The 16035-nt window shown below is 69.3% G+C and carries 13 protein-coding genes and 1 tRNA gene; 9 read left to right on the plus strand and 5 right to left on the minus strand.

The annotated features are described in order from the left end of the window. Positions 1 to 86 precede the first annotated feature (86 nt). Complete coding sequence (gene astD, locus ACMT1E_RS01995; RefSeq protein ID WP_414901910.1) at positions 87 to 1499, minus strand: succinylglutamate-semialdehyde dehydrogenase; 1413 nt, start codon at positions 1497 to 1499, stop codon at positions 87 to 89. A 30-nt stretch (positions 1500 to 1529) separates the two neighbouring features. After that, complete coding sequence (locus ACMT1E_RS02000) at positions 1530 to 2963, minus strand: protein adenylyltransferase SelO family protein (RefSeq protein WP_414901911.1); 1434 nt, start codon at positions 2961 to 2963, stop codon at positions 1530 to 1532. Here ACMT1E_RS02000 and ACMT1E_RS02005 point away from each other — a divergent pair. The 4 genes from ACMT1E_RS02005 (at position 2962) to galU (ending at position 7250) form a co-directional block, all read left to right on the plus strand. After that, positions 2962 to 3828 (plus strand): alpha/beta fold hydrolase, encoded by an 867-nt coding sequence (locus ACMT1E_RS02005; protein ID WP_414901913.1) that lies wholly within the window; start codon positions 2962 to 2964, stop codon positions 3826 to 3828. The two genes, ACMT1E_RS02000 and ACMT1E_RS02005, sit on opposite strands and share 2 nt — an antisense overlap. A 16-nt stretch (positions 3829 to 3844) precedes the next feature. Then, entirely contained in the window at positions 3845 to 4174 is a 330-nt protein-coding gene (locus ACMT1E_RS02010; RefSeq protein WP_414901914.1) for a hypothetical protein, read from the plus strand. Between the two features lie 142 nt (positions 4175 to 4316). Next, on the plus strand, positions 4317 to 6305 hold the full coding sequence (locus tag ACMT1E_RS02015; RefSeq protein ID WP_414901916.1) for a polysaccharide biosynthesis protein: 1989 nt from the start codon (positions 4317 to 4319) through the stop codon (positions 6303 to 6305). Positions 6306 to 6383: 78 nt separating this feature from the next. Beyond that, complete coding sequence (gene galU, locus ACMT1E_RS02020; protein ID WP_414901918.1) at positions 6384 to 7250, plus strand: UTP--glucose-1-phosphate uridylyltransferase GalU; 867 nt, start codon at positions 6384 to 6386, stop codon at positions 7248 to 7250. Between the two features lie 36 nt (positions 7251 to 7286). Here the strand turns inward: galU and ACMT1E_RS02025 are convergent, their stop codons facing one another. Beyond that, positions 7287 to 8234: an L-threonylcarbamoyladenylate synthase gene (locus tag ACMT1E_RS02025; RefSeq protein WP_414901920.1), complete on the minus strand. Its 948-nt coding sequence runs from the start codon at positions 8232 to 8234 to the stop codon at positions 7287 to 7289. 4 nt (positions 8235 to 8238) lie between these two features. Next, positions 8239 to 9234, minus strand: a complete 996-nt coding sequence (locus tag ACMT1E_RS02030) for an NAD-dependent epimerase/dehydratase family protein (protein WP_414901921.1) — start codon at positions 9232 to 9234, stop codon at positions 8239 to 8241. A 73-nt stretch (positions 9235 to 9307) separates the two neighbouring features. Here ACMT1E_RS02030 and ACMT1E_RS02035 point away from each other — a divergent pair, with 73 nt between their 5' ends. Further along, entirely contained in the window at positions 9308 to 10984 is a 1677-nt protein-coding gene (locus ACMT1E_RS02035) for an acyl-CoA dehydrogenase (RefSeq protein ID WP_414901923.1), read from the plus strand. Positions 10985 to 10997: 13 nt separating this feature from the next. On the opposite strand, the gene ACMT1E_RS02040 is transcribed toward ACMT1E_RS02035, so the two are convergent. Beyond that, positions 10998 to 11071, minus strand: a tRNA-Cys gene (locus tag ACMT1E_RS02040). A gap of 211 nt (positions 11072 to 11282) precedes the next feature. Between ACMT1E_RS02040 and ACMT1E_RS02045 the strand changes: the two genes are divergently transcribed. Genes ACMT1E_RS02045 through ACMT1E_RS02060 form a run of 4 tightly spaced genes read left to right on the plus strand, consistent with a single transcriptional unit; the run spans position 11283 to position 16001 of the window. Continuing rightward, the gene (locus ACMT1E_RS02045; protein WP_414901924.1) at positions 11283 to 11936 is read left to right on the plus strand and encodes a protein-L-isoaspartate O-methyltransferase family protein; all 654 of its coding nucleotides are present in this window, start codon (positions 11283 to 11285) and stop codon (positions 11934 to 11936) included. Between the two features lie 10 nt (positions 11937 to 11946). Further along, a complete protein-coding gene (locus tag ACMT1E_RS02050; protein ID WP_414901925.1) occupies positions 11947 to 13413 on the plus strand; it encodes a TolC family outer membrane protein in 1467 nt (488 codons plus the stop codon). A 52-nt stretch (positions 13414 to 13465) separates the two neighbouring features. Beyond that, positions 13466 to 13918: a DUF2497 domain-containing protein gene (locus ACMT1E_RS02055; RefSeq protein ID WP_414901927.1), complete on the plus strand. Its 453-nt coding sequence runs from the start codon at positions 13466 to 13468 to the stop codon at positions 13916 to 13918. A 49-nt stretch (positions 13919 to 13967) separates the two neighbouring features. Next, entirely contained in the window at positions 13968 to 16001 is a 2034-nt protein-coding gene (locus ACMT1E_RS02060; RefSeq protein WP_414901928.1) for a S9 family peptidase, read from the plus strand. Positions 16002 to 16035: the final 34 nt, after the last annotated feature.

Here is a 16035-nt window from a genome sequence, read left to right on the forward strand (position 1 = left end):
GCTGCGGGCGGCGGGAAAGCTCAAACCGCATTTGTTTGCGGGGGGTTTAGCTGGTCTTTCTCAAGTCAATGAAAAGAGAATAAGGATCAGGCGTCGCGCAGGCCGATGCCGAGCGAGGCGCGCGGTTGTTCCGCTTCCGACGACACGACCGGATAGGCGCAATAATCGGCGGCGTAATAGGCGCTTGGCCGGTGGTTGCCCGACAGGCCGATGCCGCCGAACGGCGCGGAGGATGAGGCGCCGTTGGTCGGCCGGTTCCAGTTGACGATGCCGGCGCGGATATTGGCCCAGAACTGGTCGTATAGCTGGGGCGAACCACCGACCAGCGAGGCGCTGAGGCCGTAGCGGGTGTTGTTCGCCTCCGCCAGCGCGGCTTCGAAGTCGGGAACGCGGATCATCTGGAGGACCGGGCCGAACATTTCCTCGTCCGGCCGGTCGGCGACGTCGGTCACGTCAATGATCGCCGGCTTCAGGAACGGGCGGCCGTCGATCGGCCGTTCCAGGTGCTTGATCGGGCGGCCGCCCTTCATCAGCAGGTCCAGAAACGCCTCGGTCAGCCCGTCGGCGGCGGCGTTGTCGATCACCGGGCCGAGATAGGGCGCCGGGTCGCTATGCGGTTCGCCGATGATCAGCCGGTCGGTCAGCTTCACCACTTCGGCGAGCAGCGGTTCATGGGCGCCGTCACGCACGATCAGCCGACGCGCGGCGGTGCAGCGCTGCCCGGCCGACAGGAAGGCCGACTGGATGACCAGCACCGCCGCCGAATGGATGTCGACGGTGTCCCACACCACCAGCGGGTTGTTGCCGCCCATTTCCAGCGCCAGGATTTTTTCCGGCGTGTCGGCGAACTGGCGGTGGAGGGAAAGGCCGGCGCGCGCCGACCCGGTGAACAGCAACCCGTCGATGTCGCGGTGGCCGGCGAGGGCGCGGCCGGTGTCCGGCCCGCCGACGACGAGGCGGACCGCCCCTTCCGGCACCCCGGCGGCGTGGTAGCATTCGACCAGCATCCGCCCGACCGCCGGCGTCTTTTCGGACGGCTTGAACACCACCGCGTTGCCGGCGAGCAGGGCGGGGACGATGTGGCCGTTGGGCAGGTGGGCGGGGAAGTTGTACGGGCCGAGCACCGCCAGCACGCCATGCGGCTTGTGGCGGAGCGCGGTGCGGCCGCCGAGCGCGCCTTCCATCCGGCGCTGGGCGGTGCGTTCCGCATAGGCGGAGACCGAGATGTCGACCTTGTTGACCACCGAATCCACTTCGGTGCGGGCTTCCCATAGCGGCTTGCCGGTTTCGCGCGCGATCAGGTCGGCGAGCGCCTCGTGCCGGCCGCGCACGACATTGGCGAAGCGGCGCAGCGCCTCTGTGCGGAAGGCCAGCGATTGCGAGGCCCAGCCGGCCCAGGCGGCACGGGCGGCGGCGACTTCCGCGTCGACGTCGCTGACCGGGGCGCTCCATACCATCGCGCCGGTCGCCGGTTCGGTCGAAATGATCTCAGCCGCCATACGCTCCCGTTCCTCTGGAACTGCTCCACATCATTTGGCAGCGCCGGTCAATGCCTCGCCCATGGCCCGGATAGCGGCGATCCGGGCATAAAGGGCGGTCCAGTCGTCGGCCTCGGCGATCGGCGCCCAGATCGCCTCGACCTCGTCGATCAGCATCGAACAGGGTTCGCCGCGCCAATAGGGGTGGGCATGGTCGCGCGCCGGGCGGTAGCCGGCGATCAGCGCGCGGAAGCCAGCGAAGGCTTCGTCGGCATAAGCGGGCGCGCGCGCCGGGTCGCGCAGGGCGCCGCCGGACCAGTCGAAGAAGAAGCGGTCGATTGACGCTCCGCTGTCGATCAGCGCCTGTTCCAGCGCCAGCACCAGCGCGCCGTCGGCCGCCGAATCTTGCTGGATGACGCCCAGCCGCCACAGCATCCGTTCGGCCAGCGCCGCGTCATAGCTGGCCGGAAAGCGTTCGAGCGCTGTGACCAGCGCGTCGCGTTCGGCGATCTGGCTGAGCGCGATCGCGAGCTGAACGACATCCCACTGGATTGCCTCCGGCTGGCGGCCGAAGGCGTAGAGGCCGGCATGGTCGAAATAGGCGGCGGTGAACTGCGGATCGAAGTGCGGCGCGAAGCGCCACGGGCCGTAGTCGAAGCTTTCGGCGGTGATATTGATATTGTCGCTGTTCAGCACGCCGTGGACGAAGCCGGCGGCGATATAGCTGGCGGCAAGCCGGGCGGCGCCGGCGGCGACATGGCCCAGCAGCCGGGCCGGGGCGTCGGCGCCCGCTTGCTCTCCGTAATACTGTTCCAGCGCATAGGTGGTCAGGCGATGCAGCCCGTCGGCGTCGTTGGCGTGGGCGAGGCGCTGGAAGCTGCCGATGCGGATATGGCCGTGGCTGAGCCGGACGAGTACCGCCGAACGCGTCGGCGACGGTTCGTCATTGCGGGTCAGTTGCTCGCCGGTCTCGATCACCGACAACGCGCGCGAGGTCTGGACGCCAAGCGCCTCCAGCATTTCCGCCGCCAGTATTTCGCGCACCGCCCCTTTCAGCGTCAGCCGGCCGTCGCCGAAGCGGCTGTAGGGCGTCTGGCCGGACCCCTTGGTCCCAAGGTCCATCAGCCGCCCGGCCCGGTCGCGCAACTGGGCGAACAGAAAGCCCCGCCCGTCACCCAGTTGCGGGTTGTAGATGCGGAACTGGTGGCCGTGATATTTGAGCGCGAGCGGCTCCGGCAGGTTGCCGGGCAGCGGCGCGAAGCGGCCGAAATGGGCGATCCACGCCGCGTCGTCCAGCCCGTCCAGCCCGACCTCCGCCGCTGCCCGGTCGTTGCGGTAGCGCAGCACCGTTTCGGGAAAGGCGGCGGCGGCGACCGGCACCGCGATCAGCCCGCCGAGGGCGCTGACGGGCGTGTCGGGGCGACAGGGTTGCGGGTGAGGAACCATGCGGCGATATGGGGTGGCCTTGGCAGAGGACGCAAGCATGGCCGATTTCGTCGACGGATATTGGTGGTCGAACGATGGCCTGCGCCTCCATTATCGCGACTATGCCGGGGGCGCCGGGCGGCCGCCGTTGCTGTGCCTGCCCGGCCTGACCCGCAACGCCCGCGATTTCGAGGATCTGGCCGGGCGGCTGGCGCCGGAGTGGCGGGTGATCGCCGTCGATTTTCGCGGTCGTGGCGACAGCGCTTACGCCAAGGACCCGATGTCCTACGTGCCGCTGACCTATGTGCAGGATGTCGAGGCTTTGCTGGCCGAACTGGGTATTGACCGCTTCGTCGCGATCGGCACCTCGCTGGGCGGGTTGGTGGCGATGCTGCTTGCCGCGGCCGCGCGCGAGACGATGGTCGGCGTCGTGCTGAACGACATCGGCCCGGATATCGATGCGACCGGTCTGGCCCGCATTCGCGCCCAGGTTGGTAAGGGCGGGTCTTTCCCGACCTGGCTGCACGCGGCGCGGGCGGTGGCGGAGGCGCATGCCGCGATCTACCCCGCCTATGGCCTGGCTGACTGGCTGGCGATGGCCAAGCGGCTCTACCGGCTGAACGCGGCAGGCCGCGTCATCCTCGATTACGACCAGAAGATCGCCGAGCCGTTCCGCGCCCCCGGCGGTGACGGCGGCATTGATCTGTGGCCGGCGCTCGACCGGCTGGCCGGGACACCGGCGCTGCTGCTGCGCGGCGCGCTGTCCGACGTGCTGAGCGCAGAGACGCTGGGCCGGATGGGCGCGCGGCTGCCGCTGGCCGAGGCGGTGACGGTGGCCGCCGTCGGCCACGCGCCGGCACTGAGCGAGCCGGACGCCATCGCGGCGATCGACCGGCTGCTCGCCCGCGTCGCCGCCGCCGGGTGAGGCGGCGCCGGCGCGCGTGCATATCCTCCACCTCCATTCGACCTTTGCGCCGGGCGGCAAGGAAATGCGCGCCGTCCGGCTGATCGACGCCCCTGGCCATACCGCGACCTACAGCATCGCCAGCGCTGTGCCGGGCGCGCTTGGCGCCCGCGCCGCGAGCGCGCCGGATATCGACGCCCGTTTCCCCGCCGACGCGCCGCTGCTGCCCGGCTTTGCCCGTCGGCGCGGTCGGCCGGTCGGTGCCGCCAATCGCGCGGTTGCGGCCGATCGTTTCGACGAAGGCACGATGATCGCCGCCTATAGGGGCCTGTATCAGGCCGCCGCGCAGGGCTTGCTAGTGTCATGAAATTTAACGCTATCGGCGCATAATGTGCATCGAACGCGCCAGCCCGATCGGCGAAAAGCTTGATCTGACGGCATTTCCCGGCTCATAGCCGGGTTCGGCGTATTCGGGGGGCGTGGTGTTTAGACACGTCGCGGAGTCTGGAATGAATTTCGACAAGGCCATTGCCCCGCTGCTCGGGCTACCGCGCATCTCCAAGCGCGCGATTGTCGTCAGCGTTGACGCCGGCCTGTGCGTGCTGACCGTCTGGCTGGCCTATTTCCTGCGTATCGGCGAATGGGTAACGTTGTCCGACGGGCGGCTGCTGCCGGTGGCGGTGTCGATCCTGTTCGCCATCCCGATCTTCAGCATGGCCGGCCTGTATCGCACCGTGTTCCGTTTCGCCGGTACCCGCGCTTTTCTGGCGACGGCGCGGGCGGTGGCGATTTACGGTCTGCTCTACGCCGCGTGGTTCACCGCGGTCGGCGCGCCCGACGTGCCGCGCACCGTCGGCCTGATCCAGCCGGTGCTGCTGTTGCTGGCGGTCGGCGCGAGCCGCGCCGTTGCCGCCTACTGGCTGGGCGGCGCCTATCAGACGATCCTGAACGGCAACCGGCGGCGCGACAATGTGCTGATCTATGGTGCCGGCTCGTCCGGGCGGCAGTTGTTCGGCGCGGTCGCCAACAGCACGGAGATGCGCGTCGTCGGCTTCCTCGACGACGACGAGAGCCTGCACAACCGGACGTTGAACGGCCTGACCATCCACAACCCGGCCAAGCTGGCGGCGGTGATCGAGCGGCTGAAGGTCAACGACATATTGCTGGCCATCCCCTCCGCCTCGCGGGCGCGGCGCAACGCGATCATCGACCGGCTGAGCAAGGCGCAGGTCGGGGTGCGGACCTTGCCCGGCCTGATGGATCTGGCGCGTGGCGACGTGCTGGCCAGCGACATCCGCGAGCTGGAGATCGACGATCTGCTCGGCCGCGACGCGGTGGCGCCGGATGCGGAACGGATGCGCTACAACATCCGTGACAAGGTGGTGCTCGTCACCGGTGCCGGCGGCTCGATCGGCAGCGAGTTGTGCCGCCAGATCCTGGCTGAGCGGCCGACGGTGCTGCTGCTTGTCGAGATGAGCGAGTTCGCGCTTTACGCGATCCACCGCGACCTGCTGAAGCGGCTGGCGGCGGCAACGGCCGGCGGCGCGGCGGGGGCGCCGCCGCGGCTGGTACCGCTGCTCGCTTCGGTCGACGACCCCTGCCGGATGGCGGTGCTGATGGAAACCTGGCGGCCGAACACCGTCTACCACGCTGCCGCCTACAAGCATGTCCCGCTGGTCGAACACAACCCGATTGAGGGCATCCGCAACAACGTGATCGGCACGATGACAGTGGCGCTGGCCGCGATCGAGCATGGTGTCGACGATTTCGTGCTGATCAGCACCGACAAGGCGGTGCGGCCGACCAACGTGATGGGTGCGACCAAGCGTTTCGCCGAAATGGTGTTGCAGGCGCTGGCGGCGGAGCAGGACGGTACCCGCTTCGCGATGGTCCGGTTCGGCAATGTGCTCGGCTCCAGCGGGTCGGTGGTGCCGCTGTTCCGCCAGCAGATCCGCGACGGCGGGCCGGTGACCCTGACCCATGCGGAAATCACCCGCTATTTCATGACCATTCCGGAGGCAGCGCAGCTGGTCATTCAAGCCGGCGCGATGGCCGAGGGTGGTGAGGTGTTCGTCCTCGACATGGGCGAACCGGTGCGGATCATGGACCTGGCACGGCGGATGATCGAGCTGTCCGGCCTTAGCGTGCGCGACAAGGCCCACCCGGCCGGCGACGTCGAGATCAGGGAAATCGGCCTGCGCCCCGGCGAGAAGCTGTATGAGGAGTTGCTTATCGGCGACAATCCGCAGCCGACCGCTCACCCGCGGATCATGAAGGCGACAGAGGTTTTCCGGTCCTGGGAGATGCTGATGCCGATCGTCCAGCGGACGAAGGCGGCGATCGCCGCCGGCAATGTCGAGCAGGCGCGCGACGCGCTGCTGCTGGCGGTGCCGGAATATGCGTCGGCCGACGGCAATGTCGACTGGGTCGATACCGAGCGCAAGCGGCAGGGCCCGGCGGCGCGGCCGCGCGGCGTCAAAGCGTCCGCCGCTTCCTGAAGGTCTGGCAGGCAAGAGTTAAGCTTCCGGGTGTATCGCCCGGCGGCGTTATGTGTGGTGTGTTGACAGGGGTATGGCATGAAACGGCTTCGTAAGGCGGTGTTTCCGGTTGGCGGTCTCGGCACGCGGTTCCTGCCGGCGACCAAGGCGTTGCCGAAGGAAATGCTGCCGGTCGTCGACCGGCCGCTGATCCAGTACGCGGTCGATGAGGCGCGCGAGGCGGGGATCGAGCAGATGATCTTCGTCACCGGGCGCGGCAAGTCGGCGATCGAGGACCATTTCGACATCGCCTATGAGCTGGAAACGACGATGGTGAGCCGCGGAAAGTCGCTCGCCATGCTCGACGCGACGCGGATGACGCCCGGTTCCGCCGCCTATGTCCGCCAGCAGGAGCCGATGGGGCTGGGCCATGCCGTATGGTGCGCGCGCGACATCGTCGGCGACGAGCCGTTCGCCGTGCTGCTCGCCGACGACTTCATGGTCGGCAGGCCGGGCTGCCTGAAGCAGATGGTCGACGCCTATGAGCGGATCGGCGGCGGCAATATCATCTGCGCGCAGGAGGTGCCGGCCGACCGCACCCATATGTACGGCGTCATCACCCCCGGCGCCCGCGACGGCGCGGTTACCGAGGTCAGGGGGCTGGTCGAGAAGCCGGCGGCCGGCACCGCCCCGTCCAACCTGGCGGTGATCGGCCGCTACATCCTCCAGCCGGAGGTGATGGACGTGCTGAGCCGGCAGGAAAGCGGCGCCGGCGGCGAGATTCAGCTGACCGACGCGATGGCGACGATGATCGGCCGCCAGCCGTTCCACGGCCTGACCTTCGACGGCGTGCGCTACGATTGCGGCGACAAGGCCGGGTATATCCAGGCCAATCTGGCGCTGGCGCTGGAGCGCGAGGACATCGGCGCCGACGTGCGGGCGTTCGCCAAGACAATGCTGGGGTAGGTCCGCCGGATTGCGCCGCCGGATCTGGTTTCAGGCTTAACGCGGCGCGGCCGCGCGGCGGAGGCGGTCGTTGATCGCGGCGCCGAGGCCGGCGGCGGGGATCGGGCGGACGGCGATCGCCGGGTGGGGCGCCGCGTCGGCGGTGTGCAGCGCGTCGAACAGCCGTGCCGCCGCCGTCACCGGATCGCCGTCCTCGCTCAGCGCATAGTCGCAGGGGCCGGGGCCGAAACCGATCAGAAACGCGTCACCCGGATCGCCGTCGACATTCAGCCGGATCGGCTTGGACGGGGCGTAGTGGCTGGCCATCTGGCCCGGTGCCTCGATGCCGCCGGCGCCCGGCGCGGCGACCGGCAGGCCCACCGCGTCCGCCAGCCTGTCGGCGGTGAGCGGGCCGGGGCGGAGCAGGCGCAGCCCGCCGGCGCCGACCGCGACGATCGTCGATTCGATGCCATGGGTGGTCGGGCCGTCGTCGACGACCATCGCGATCCGGCCGTTCAGGCTGCGCAGGACATGAGCGGCGCGGGTCGGGCTGATCGTGCCGCTGGCATTGGCGGAAGGCGCGGCGAGCGGAAGGCCGGTCGCGGCGAGCAGCGCCGCCATCGCCCGGTGCGCCGGGCAGCGCAGTGCTACCGTCCGCAGCCCGGCGGTGGCGATGCCGGCGACCGGCGAATCCGCGGCGAGCGGCAGCACCAGCGTCAGCGGCCCCGGCCAGAACGCATCGGCGAGCGCGCGGGCGGTGGCGTCGAACGTCGCGATCCGTTCGGCGGCGGCGCGGTCGGCGACATGGACGATCAGCGGGTTGAACGCCGGGCGGCCCTTGGCGGCGTAGATCCGCGCCACCGCTTCGCCATTGGTCGCGTCGGCGGCGAGGCCGTAGACGGTTTCCGTCGGCACGGCGACCGGCTGGCCGGCGCGGATCAGCGCCGCCGCCTCGGCAATCGCCTCCGCGCCGAACGGGCGCAACCGGGTGGCGGGGGCCGGCACCGGATCAGAGCCGGTGGTAGGCGCGGAACCAGGCGACGAAGCGCGGGATGCCGGTGGCGATGTCGGTGGTCGGCGCGTAGCCGAGTTCGTCGGCGATCGCCGAGATGTCGGCATAGGTTTCCGGCACGTCGCCGGGCTGCATCGGCTGCAGGTCGCGGATCGCGGCGCGGCCGCAGGCCTGTTCGATCACCGCGATGAAATCGGTCAGCGCCTCTGCCCGGTTGTTGCCGATATTGTACAGGCGGTGGGGGGCGATGCTGCCGCCCGCCTTCGGCGCGCCGTCGTCCGGCGGCGGATTGTCGAGGCAGGCGACGACGCCGGAGACGATGTCGTCGATATAGGTGAAGTCGCGGCGCATCTGCCCGTGATTGAACACCTTGATCGGCCGGCCTTCCAGAATGGCGCTGGTGAACAGCCAGGGTGCCATGTCCGGTCGCCCCCACGGGCCGTAGACGGTGAAGAAGCGCAGGCCGGTCAGCGGGATGCGGTAGAGATGGGCGTAGGTCTCGCTCATCAGCTCGTCGGCCTTCTTGGTCGCGGCATAGAGCGATACCGGGTGGTCGACCCGGTCCTCGACCCGGAACGGCGTGTTGGCGTTGCCGCCGTAGACCGACGAGGAGGAGGCATAGACCATCGGCACCGCCCGAGCGCGCGCCACTTCCAGCATGTTCAGGTGGCCGAGCAGGTTGGCGCGGGCATAGGCACGGGGATTGTCGATCGAATAGCGCACGCCGGGCTGGGCGCCGAGATGGGCGATGGCGCTGGCGTCGACCCCGGCCAGCGCCGCGTCGAGGGCATCGGCGTCGGCGAAGTCGACGCGCAGCAGGCGGAAGGCGTCGCCGAATCGGGCGGTGAGGTCGGCGACCCGGTCCTCTTTCAGCGACGGCGGATAATAGGCGTTGAAATTGTCGATGCCGATCACCCGTTCGCCCCGCGCGAGCAGCCGGGCGGCAAGGTGGTAGCCGATGAAGCCGGCGGCTCCGGTGACGAGAATGGGCATGCAATGGCCTTTGGACGCTGTGTCGCGGCCGGGCTATAGCGCTGGGAACCCACAAGCAAGACCGGATGCCGCGATGAGCTTTACCCCGCCGACCGCCGAACAGCGTTTCCTCCTCGACCATATCGTCGGCATCGCCGATCTGGCGGCGCACGAACGCTTCGCCGCCGCGACGCCCGATCTGGTCGACGCGATCGTTGAAGGGGCGGGGGCGTTCGCCGCCGGGGAATATGCGCCGCTGAACCGCGCCGGTGATGAAATCGGCGCGGTGTGGAACGACGGCGTTGTGACGATGCCGGACGGCTTTCGGCAGGCCTATCAGGCATTCGTCGCCAATGGCTGGGGTAGCATCAGCGCGCCGGAGGCGTTTGGCGGGCAGGGCCTGCCCAACGTGCTGGCGACGGTGGTGATGGAGGATCTGGGCACCGCCAATATGGGTTTCTCGCTGGTCAACATGCTGACCCCGGCGGCGATCGAGGCGCTGATCCAGCACGGCACCGACGCGCAGCGCGCAGACTGGTTGCCGAAACTGGTGACCGGCGAATGGAACGGCACGATGAACCTGACGGAGCCGCAGGCCGGCTCCGACGTCGGCGCGCTGAAGACGCGGGCGACGCCGGCGGAGGACGGTAGCTGGCGGATCGCCGGCACCAAGATCTTCATCACTTTCGGCGAGCACGACCTGACCGACAATATCGTCCACCTCGTGCTGGCGCGCACGCCGGGGGCGCCGGAGGGGACGCGCGGCATTTCGCTGTTCATCGTCCCCAAGATCCGGCTGGACGGCACGCCGAACGATGTCCGTTGCGTGTCGATCGAACACAAGCTGGGCATCCACGCCTCGCCGACCTGCGTGATGGCCTATGGCGACAAGGGTGATTGCCACGGTTGGCTGATCGGCGCGGAGAATGGCGGGATGCGGGCGATGTTCACGATGATGAACAACGCCCGGCTGAATGTAGGCCTGCAGGGGGTGCAGATCGCCGAGCGGGCGCGCCAGCAGGCCGCAGCCTATGCGCGCGAACGGGTGCAGGGCGGGCAGCCGATCGTCGCCTACCCGGACGTGCGGCGGATGCTGCTCCGGATGGCGGCGCTGACCCAGGCGGCGCGGGCGCTGGTCTATTACGCCGGCGGCCAGCTCGACCGCGCCCATCTGGGCGACGGCGACGCGCAGGCGCGGCTCGACCTGCTGACCCCGCTTGCCAAAGCCTATGGCACCGACGTCGGCTGCGAGGTGTCCTCGCTTGGCGTGCAGGTGCATGGCGGCATGGGCTATATCGAGGAAACCGGCGCCGCCCAGCATTTCCGCGACGCGCGGATCGCGCCGATCTACGAGGGGACCAACGGCATCCAGGCCGCCGATCTGGTCGGCCGCAAGCTGGGGCTGGAAGGCGGGGCGGTGTTCGCCGCGCTGATCGCCGACATCCGCGCCGATGCCGTGCCGGAACTGGCGGTGCTGGTCGACGCGGTCGAGCGGGCGGGCGCCACGCTGGCGACGACAAGCGCGGAGGACCGGCTGGCGGGCAGCTACCCGTTCCTGACCATGCTGTCGGTCGCGACCTGCGGCTGGCTGATGGCACGGCAGGCGCGCGCGGCGGAGGCGGCCGATGCCGACCCGGCCTTCCTGGCGCTGAAGACGGCGGCGGCGCGCTTCTACCTGGAACGGATTGTACCGGAAGCGGTGGGGCTGGAAGCTGGCGCGACCGGCGGTGCCGCTTTGCTTTACGCCGTCGATGCCGAGGCGCTGGGCTGAAGCAGCGATGAAGTGGAGGCCCGAGCCGGAATCGAACCGGCGTGCAAGGATTTGCAGTCCTCTGCGTAACCACTCCGCCATCGGGCCGGAGCGGCGCGTTTCCTTGGTTCCGCGCCCGGTGTCAACCGGATTTGCGGCGGCGGGGTGCCGGGGCGGAGCATTTCCCCGCGCATTTTCGGTGACATGGCGCGCGCTTTGGCGAAAGCGCGCTTGGCGGCGGCGGCGGGACTGGATAGAAGCGGGCGTCGACAATAGTGTATTGCACGACTAAAACAGTTGTGCGACGTAAGGGGTCGAGATGACCGAGCAGAATTTCCACGCGATGCGCCAGGCGATGGTCGCCTCTCAACTGCGCCCGAACGCGGTCGATGACCCGCGGGTGATCGCGGCAATGGACACGGTGCCGCGCGAACGCTTCGTACCGGCCGAACGGGCGGCGATCGCCTATGTCGATACCGCGATCCCGCTGGGCGACGGCCGGGCGCTGAGCCCGCCGATGACGCTGGGCCGGCTGCTGACCCGGGCCGAGGTGGCGCCGACCGATTCCGTGCTGCTGATCGGCGCGGCGACCGGCTATGGCGCGGCGGTGCTCGCCCGGCTGGCGGCGCGTGTCGTCGCGGTCGAGGTGGATGCCGCGCTGGCGGCGGCGGCAAAGGCGGCGCTGGCCGATACCGCCAATGTGACGGTGGTGAGCGGGGCGCTGGCCGCCGGGTACGGCGCGGGCGCGCCTTACGACCTGATCGTCATCGACGGTGCCGTTGCCGAGGTGCCGGAAGCGCTGGTCGCCCAGCTTGCTCCGGCCGGGCGGCTGGCGACCGGTGTTGTCGAAGACGGGGTCACCCGGCTGGCGATCGGCCGGCGGGGTGGAACGGGTTTCGCGCTCGATGCGTTCGCCGATGCCGATACCATTCTTCTTCCCGGCTTCGACAAGCCGCCGATCTTTCGTTTCTGAGCAGGTGCCTATGGTCCGGCGTGTTTCATTGCTGACAGGCGTTTCGGTCGCTCTGTTCGGCCTGTCCGCGCCTGCCGCGGCGGAAACGCTGCGCGATGCGCTGGTCAAGGCCTATACCCACAATCCGATCCTGACCGGCGCGCGCGCCGGCCAGCGCGCGAATGACGAGAATGTGCCGATCGCCCGCGCCGACGGGCTGCCGAGCGCGCAGGCATCGGTGAATTATGACGAGTATCTGGCGAACACGGCGGTGGTTTCGGGCGGCGGGCTGACCGCCAACAACCCAGCGCGCGCGCTGACCGGCAATGTCCAGCTGGCGGTGCCGATCTATCGGGGCGGCGCGGTGCGTAACGCGGTGCGCGCCGCGAAAACCCGGGTCGAGGCCGGGGCGGAGGGGTTGCGCGCGACCGAGGCGAGCGTGTTCAGCCAGACCGTCGCCGCCTATATGGACGTGATCCGCGATCGCGCGATCGTCGAGCTCAACCGCGAGAATGTGAAGGTGCTGGAGGTCAACCTGCAGGCGGCGAAGGACCGTTTCGAGGTTGGCGACCTGACCCGCACCGACGTGGCGCAGTCGGAAGCGCGGCTGGCGATCGCGCAGAGCGACCTGCGCGGCGCCCAGGCCCGGCTGATCGCCAGCCGGGAGAGTTACATCAAGATGGTCGGCGACGTGCCGGGCGACCTGGAGCCGCCGCCGCCGCTGCCCGACCTGCCCGCCGACCCGGACTCTGCAGTCGACGTGGCGATCGCCGAGAATCCCGACCTGCTTGCCGCCAACAAGGAACGGCAGGCGTCCGGCTATGACATCAACGCCGCCCAGTCGAACTGGCTGCCGCGCGTGTCGGCGGTCGCCAGCGGCGGCTATAACGATTATCTGAACAGCATCCCCGGCGCCGGCCGGACGATCGATACCAAGAGCGCGACGGTCGGCGTATCGGCGACGATTCCGATCTTTCAGGGCGGGCGGCCGGGCGCGCTGGTCCGCCAGGCGCAGGCGCGGTCCGGCCAGGCGATCGAGAATGCGATCGCGGTCGAGCGCGACGTCGTCGCCCAGACCCGCGCCGCCTTCGCCAGCTGGCGGTCATCGCTGGAGGTGATCGAATCGTCGCAGGTCGCGGTCAGCGCGAACACCTTGTCGCTGGAAGGGGTTCGCGCCGAAAACAGCGTCGGCAATCGCACGATCCTCGACATACTGAATGCCGAGCAGGAACTGCTGAACGCGCAGGTCCAGCTCGTTTCCGCGCGGCGTGACGCCTATGTCGCCGGCTTCGCGCTGCTGGCGGCGATGGGCCGGGCGGAGGCGCGCGACCTTGCCCTGGATGGCGGCACCGCGCTGTACGACCCGACCGTCCATTACCGGCGGGTCAGCCACGCGATCTGGGACTGGGATTCCGGCAAGACGCCGCAACCGGTTGCGACGCGCACCGTTGACACGCCCTCTCAAAATCCGGAAACAGCCCCGACGCCTGCCAAATAGGGTAAACGCGCCGATGGGGCATATCAGCCACGAACCTTCGATGGAGGAGATTTTGTCCTCCATCAAGCGGATCATCGCCGAAGACGATGCGCCGGCCCCCCGGCGCAAGCCGTCGGCAAAGGCGGCGAAACAAGCGGTTAGCCAGCCGCGCCCGGCGGCCGAGCCAGAAGTGCTGGAGCTGACCGACGCCGTTGACGCGGACGAACCGGCCGCTCCCGCCGCGAAGGTCGCCCCGGCGAATCCGCCCGAATCGCCTGCGTCCGTCCCGGCCGTGGAAGAGGACATTGTTTCCGCCGCGGTGGCCAGCGCCAGCCGCAACGCGCTCGCCAGCCTGGCACGGCTGAAAGTCCGCGCCGAGGACAATGTGCCGGAAAACAGCCTGGAAGGGCTGGTTCGCGACATGCTGCGGCCGATGCTGAAGGAATGGCTGGACGCCAATCTGCCAAGCCTTGTCGAGGCGATGGTGGCGAAGGAGATCGCCCGGATTTCCGGCGACCGCCTGTAACCTGCACCGGCGCGATTGCGCGCGCCGCCAGCGGTGTTAAACCTTTAGCATGAACAGGATCATGCTCGCGGCCCTGTGTGGGCTCGCTCTTCCGTCGACCGTCGCCACCGCCCGGCCGATGACCGCCACCGATCTCGCCAGCCTCAGTCGGATCGGCACCGCTTCCCTTGCCCCGGACGGCCGCCGGCTGGTCTGGCAGCAGCGCGAGACAGACCTTGCCGCCAACAAGGGTGTGACCAGCCTGTGGTCGCTCGACCTGACGGCGAAGGGCGCGGCGCCGGCGCGGCTGGCGACGGCGGCCGGCAAGAACGCGCATGACCCGGCCTTTTCCGCCGACGGCGCGTGGATCTACTACCTGACCGACGCGTCGGGCAGCGACCAGCTATGGCGGGTCGCGGCGGCCGGCGGCGCGCCGGAGCAGGTGACACACCACGCCGTCGCCCTGTCCGGCTTCCTGCTGTCGCCAAAGGGCGACCGCGTCGCGATCTGGGCGGATACCGCAACCGACTGCGCGGCGCTGCCGTGCCCGGCGACCGCGAAAGCCGACGGGGGCAGCGGCCGGACATACGACCAGCTATTCGTCCGTCACTGGGATACGTGGGCGACGCCGGGGGTGCGCCAGCGCGTCTATGTCCAGCCGCTCTCCGGCGGGCCGGCAAAGGCGGTAGCTGGCCCGCTGATCGGCGACTCGCCGTCAAAGCCCTATGGCGGGGCGGAGGAACTGGCGTGGAGCGCCGACGGCCAGACGCTGTTCTTCACCCTGCGCGAGGCGGGGCGGATCGAGCCGCTGTCGACCAACCTCGACATCTTCGCCGCGCCGGCCGACGGCAGCGGCGGGCCGGTCAATTTGACTGGGACCAACAAGGCGATGGACAGTTTTCCTGCCGTGTCGCCGGACGGCCAATGGCTGGCCTATGCCGCGATGGCGCGGCCGACCTACGAGGCCGATCGGCTGGCACTGCACCTGCGCAACCTGACGACCGGCGAAGTGCGCGCGCTGGCGCCCGACTGGGACCGGTCGGTCGATTCGATCGCCTGGGCGGCCGACGGCAAGAGCCTGCTGGTCACGGCGGGCGACCACCTCGATTCGCCGCTGTTCCGGGTGAGTGTGGCCGACGGCAAGGTGACCCGGCTGACCCAGCGCGGCCACGCCGCCGGCGTGCTGCCGACGCCGGACGGCGGCGCGATCGTCACCCTCGACACGATGACGGCACCGGCCGATTTCTACCGCGTGTCGGCGAAGGGGCAGGCGACTCGGCTGACCGATGTCAACGCCGCCAAGCTGGCCGGCGTCGACCTGCCGACCGTCCAGCGTTTCACCTTCCCCGGCGCCAATGGCGACACGGTCAGCGGCTGGCTGGTCGCGCCGGCCGGGGCGGCGGCGAAGCTGCCGACGGTGATGCTGGTCCACGGCGGGCCGCAGGGCAGCTTTTCCGACAGCTGGTCCTACCGCTGGAACCCGATGCTGTTTTCCGCCCCGGGCTACGCGGTGGTCAGCGTCGATTTCCACGGATCGACCGGATACGGGCAGTCGTTCACCGACAGCATCAACCGCGACTGGGGCGGCAAGCCGCTGGAGGACCTGAAGCTGGGGCTGGCGGCGGCTGCGGCGAAATTCCCGGCGGTCGACCCGGCCAATGCCTGCGCCGCCGGCGGCTCCTATGGCGGATACATGATGAACTGGATCGCCGGGACCTGGCCGGACCAGTTCAAATGCCTGGTCGTCCATGCCGGCGTGTTCGACGCGCGGGCGATGGCGTATGAGACCGAAGAATTGTGGTTCGACGAATGGGAGCATGGCGGTCCCTATTTCGAACAGGCCGCCGCTTACGAGCAATGGAACCCGGTCAACCATGTCACCGCGTGGAAGACGCCGATGCTGGTCATCCACGGCGAGAAGGATTTTCGCATTCCTTATACCCAGGGGATCGCCGCCTTCACCGCCGCGCAGCGGCGCGCCGTGCCGTCGCGGCTGGTCGTCTTCCCGGACGAGAACCACTGGATCCTGAAGCCGAAGAACAGCATCCAGTGGTATGGCGAGACGTTCGACTGGTTCGGCAAATGGTTGAAGCCGGCGCGGTAGGGCGGGGGCGGGCGTGCGGATAATTCGACGCGCC

The sequence above is a fragment of the Sphingomonas flavalba genome, assembly GCF_047553045.1.
Classification (GTDB): Bacteria; Pseudomonadota; Alphaproteobacteria; order Sphingomonadales; family Sphingomonadaceae; genus Sphingomonas_L; species Sphingomonas_L flavalba_A.

Excerpts from the sequence above, each read along its gene's own strand:
- astD (WP_414901910.1), bottom strand. The coding sequence starts at position 1,499 with ATGGCGGCTGAGATCATTTCGACCGAACCGGCGACCGGCGCGATGGTA.
- ACMT1E_RS02005 (WP_414901913.1), top strand. The coding sequence starts at position 2,962 with ATGGCCGATTTCGTCGACGGATATTGGTGGTCGAACGATGGCCTGCGC.
- ACMT1E_RS02000 (WP_414901911.1), bottom strand. The coding sequence starts at position 2,963 with ATGCTTGCGTCCTCTGCCAAGGCCACCCCATATCGCCGCATGGTTCCT.
- ACMT1E_RS02015 (WP_414901916.1), top strand. The coding sequence starts at position 4,317 with ATGAATTTCGACAAGGCCATTGCCCCGCTGCTCGGGCTACCGCGCATC.
- galU (WP_414901918.1), top strand. The coding sequence starts at position 6,384 with ATGAAACGGCTTCGTAAGGCGGTGTTTCCGGTTGGCGGTCTCGGCACG.
- ACMT1E_RS02030 (WP_414901921.1), bottom strand. The coding sequence starts at position 9,234 with ATGCCCATTCTCGTCACCGGAGCCGCCGGCTTCATCGGCTACCACCTT.
- ACMT1E_RS02035 (WP_414901923.1), top strand. The coding sequence starts at position 9,308 with ATGAGCTTTACCCCGCCGACCGCCGAACAGCGTTTCCTCCTCGACCAT.
- ACMT1E_RS02045 (WP_414901924.1), top strand. The coding sequence starts at position 11,283 with ATGACCGAGCAGAATTTCCACGCGATGCGCCAGGCGATGGTCGCCTCT.
- ACMT1E_RS02050 (WP_414901925.1), top strand. The coding sequence starts at position 11,947 with ATGGTCCGGCGTGTTTCATTGCTGACAGGCGTTTCGGTCGCTCTGTTC.
- ACMT1E_RS02060 (WP_414901928.1), top strand. The coding sequence starts at position 13,968 with ATGAACAGGATCATGCTCGCGGCCCTGTGTGGGCTCGCTCTTCCGTCG.